This is a genomic window from Runella sp., assembly GCF_027484545.1.
Lineage (GTDB): Bacteria > Bacteroidota > Bacteroidia > Cytophagales > Spirosomataceae > Runella.
This window is the reverse complement of sequence record NZ_JAIXST010000219.1, coordinates 1-3,070: the sequence shown is the minus strand read 5'-3', so window position 1 is coordinate 3,070 and position 3,070 is coordinate 1. Positions and strand designations below refer to the sequence as shown.

General features: G+C 42.7%; 1 protein-coding gene. It reads left to right on the top strand.

The genetic code is table 11. The features are described from left to right. The first annotated feature begins 375 nt into the window (after nt 1-375). Nucleotides 376-2,778 carry a 3-hydroxyacyl-CoA dehydrogenase/enoyl-CoA hydratase family protein gene (locus Q0081_RS20355; RefSeq protein ID WP_298357728.1) on the top strand — a complete coding sequence of 801 codons (2,403 nt, stop codon included), beginning with the start codon at nt 376-378 and terminating at the stop codon, nt 2,776-2,778. The last annotated feature ends 292 nt before the right edge of the window (nt 2,779-3,070 follow it).

The window sequence follows — 3,070 nt, the reverse complement described above, 5'->3', positions numbered from 1 at the left end:
TCGATATGTCAGAAAAAGCCTATCCTTTTCAAGAAAACTCAAATACCATCACTTGGTTACTAAGCTTTTTGTCGTCAATTATAACCAAGAGTGCATCAACACCTTTTAAATAACTACCTAATTTGCGAGTAACTTCTTTTGGTTGCACTCCATAAAATTAACCACTTTCGTTTGTCGAATTTAAAACACATTTTTTTAAAGATAGTATGCTTGCATACTTTTTTTTTCTACTTTTGAAGGGCAAAATCATAAGCCATCATGGAATATCACAAGTGGCTCGTTTAGATTTTCAAATTCCCAATAGTAAAGTAAAGCAGACGCAGTATTAATTGATTATTCGCTAAATCACTAATTCAACATTCACAAATTACATACATGAACCGTAGCATTAAAAAAGTAGCCGTATTAGGCTCGGGCATTATGGGGTCGCGCATTGCGTGCCACTTTGCTAATATTGGCGTAGAAGTATTGTTGTTAGACATTGTTCCCAGAGAACTTAACGCAGCTGAACAGGCCAAAGGGCTTACTTTAGAACACCCTGCGGTACGTAATCGCATTGTAAATGAGGCATTTCAAAATACGTTGAAATCTACACCTGCGTCTTTGTACAGTCCTAAATTTGCGAGTCGGGTTAAACTTGGGAATTTCGATGATAACCTCGCCGAAATCAAAAATTACGATTGGGTGTTAGAAGCCATTGTAGAGCGTTTGGACATCAAACGGTCGTTGTTTGAAAAAGTGGATGCTTTGCGCAAACCCCGAACATTGATTACTTCCAATACCTCAGGGATTCCCATTCATTTGATGTCGGAAGGGCGCAGTGAAGATTTCCAACAACATTTTTGCGGAACTCACTTTTTCAATCCTCCGCGTTATCTGCGTTTGTTTGAAGTCATTCCGGGTCCTAAAACCGACCCTCAAATCCTTGATTTTCTGTTGCATTACGGCGATTTGTATTTAGGAAAGACAACCGTACTCTGCAAAGATACTCCCGGTTTTATAGCCAATCGCCTCGGAATTCATGCCTTGGTAGAAACCATGCGCGTGGCCGAAACGATGGGTTTGACGGTAGAAGAAGTTGATAAATTGACAGGACCCGTGGTAGGTCGCCCCAAGTCCGGTACATTCCGCCTGTCGGATGTGGTAGGTTTGGATACCACCGTTAATGTTGCCAATAATTTGGTTCAAATGCAGCATGACGAGTCGCGGGCAGCTTTTGAAATATCGCCAATTATGGCGAGTTTGGTGGAGAAAAAATGGCTCGGTGACAAAACGGGACAAGGTTTTTACAAGAAGACCAAAGATGAAAATGGGAAAACGGTTATTCTTGCTTTAGACCTAAGTACACTCGAATACAAGCCTTCCGTTAAAGTAAAATTTGAAACCCTTGAAAAAACGAAAGCCATAGACGACCTTAAAAAGCGCTTTGGTATCTTGCTCAAAGGAACCGACAAAGCAGGTGAGTTTTATCGTCGTACGTTTGCGAGCAGTTTTCGGTATGCTTCCAATCGTATTCCCGAAATAGCCGATGAATTGTATCGCATTGATCAAGCCATTTGTGCAGGTTTTGGCTGGGAAATGGGTGTATTTGAAACGTGGGATGCCATAGGTGCAAAGAAAATGGTCGAAATTATGGAATCCTTGGAGGCCAAACCGGCGCAGTGGGTCTATGATATGCTGGCGGCAGGTAACGAAAGTTTCTATAAAGTACAGAACGGTCAAAAGCTGTATTACGATATTCCTTCGCAGTCGTATAAGGCCATTCCCGGCCAGGAAGCCTTTATCATTCTCGAAAATAAATCTCAGAATATTATCTGGAAAAACGCGGGTGCTTCCATTTACGACTTAGGCGATGGCATTGCAGGCGTAGAGTTTCACTCCAAAATGAACACTTTTGGAGCCGAAGTAGTCGAAGGCCTTAATCGGGCTTATGCCATAGCAGAAAAAGATTTTCGCGGGTTGGTGGTTGGAAATGATTCTAACGAAGCATTTTCGGCAGGAGCCAATTTGGCCATGCTGTTCATGTTTGCCATTGAGCAGGATTATGACGAAATCAACTTAATGATTGCGCAATTCCAGCAAACCATGATGCGGGCCCGGTACTCGTCCATCCCTGTGGTAACTGCTGCGCATTCCTTGGCGCTGGGTGGCGGCTGTGAGTTGAACCTGCACGCTGACAAAGTGGTTGCCCATGCCGAGACCTACATGGGGCTCGTAGAGTTAGGTGTAGGCTTGATTCCTGCGGGTGGCGGAACCAAAGAAATGGCGTTGCGCTGTTCGGATTTGTACCAAGCAGGAGATCCTGAATTGAATATTTTGCAATCGGCATTTATGAATATTGCCCAAGCCAAAGTTTCCACTTCGGCGCAGGAAGCCGTAGAAATGAATTACATCAAAGGGGATCGCGACCAAATTGTGTTGAACCGCAGTCGCCTAATCGCTGAAGCGAAGCAAGCTGCCATTGATTTAGCTGAAAATGGTTATACCCAGCCCAAGCACCGTAATGACATCAAAGTACAGGGGAAAACGGGGATTGCCTTGTTTAAAGCAGGAATCGGCAGTATGCGCATGGCGAATTACATCACTGAACACGATGCCAAAATCGCGGATAAATTGGCGTATGTCATCTGCGGCGGAGATTTGAGTTATCCTCAAAACGTAACAGAACAATATTTGCTTGACTTAGAGCGCGAAGCATTCCTCTCGTTGACGGGTGAAAAGAAAACCATGGAACGGATGCAGGGGTTATTGACCGGAGGTAAGCCGCCACGGAATTAATCGGAAACATTCCAAGTTTTAGAAACTTGGAATGTTTTATATAGCCACGATGCTTTTGTGTCGTGGCTTTTTTTGTTTTGAGATTAATACTTCTTGTCAACCGAAAAATTCCGAAACTATTTCCCGCTGCAATATTTTGTGTGTTAACCCTTTTGTCCTGTTATTTTTGTTTTCAAAAGCAGGATTCAAGTTACAAATGCAACTTCTTGATGGTTAGTTAATTGATTAAAAATTTGATTTGGTGTTTGAAAATCATGTCTTTTTCTTGGCCTGTTATTAAGTTCATTCTCTA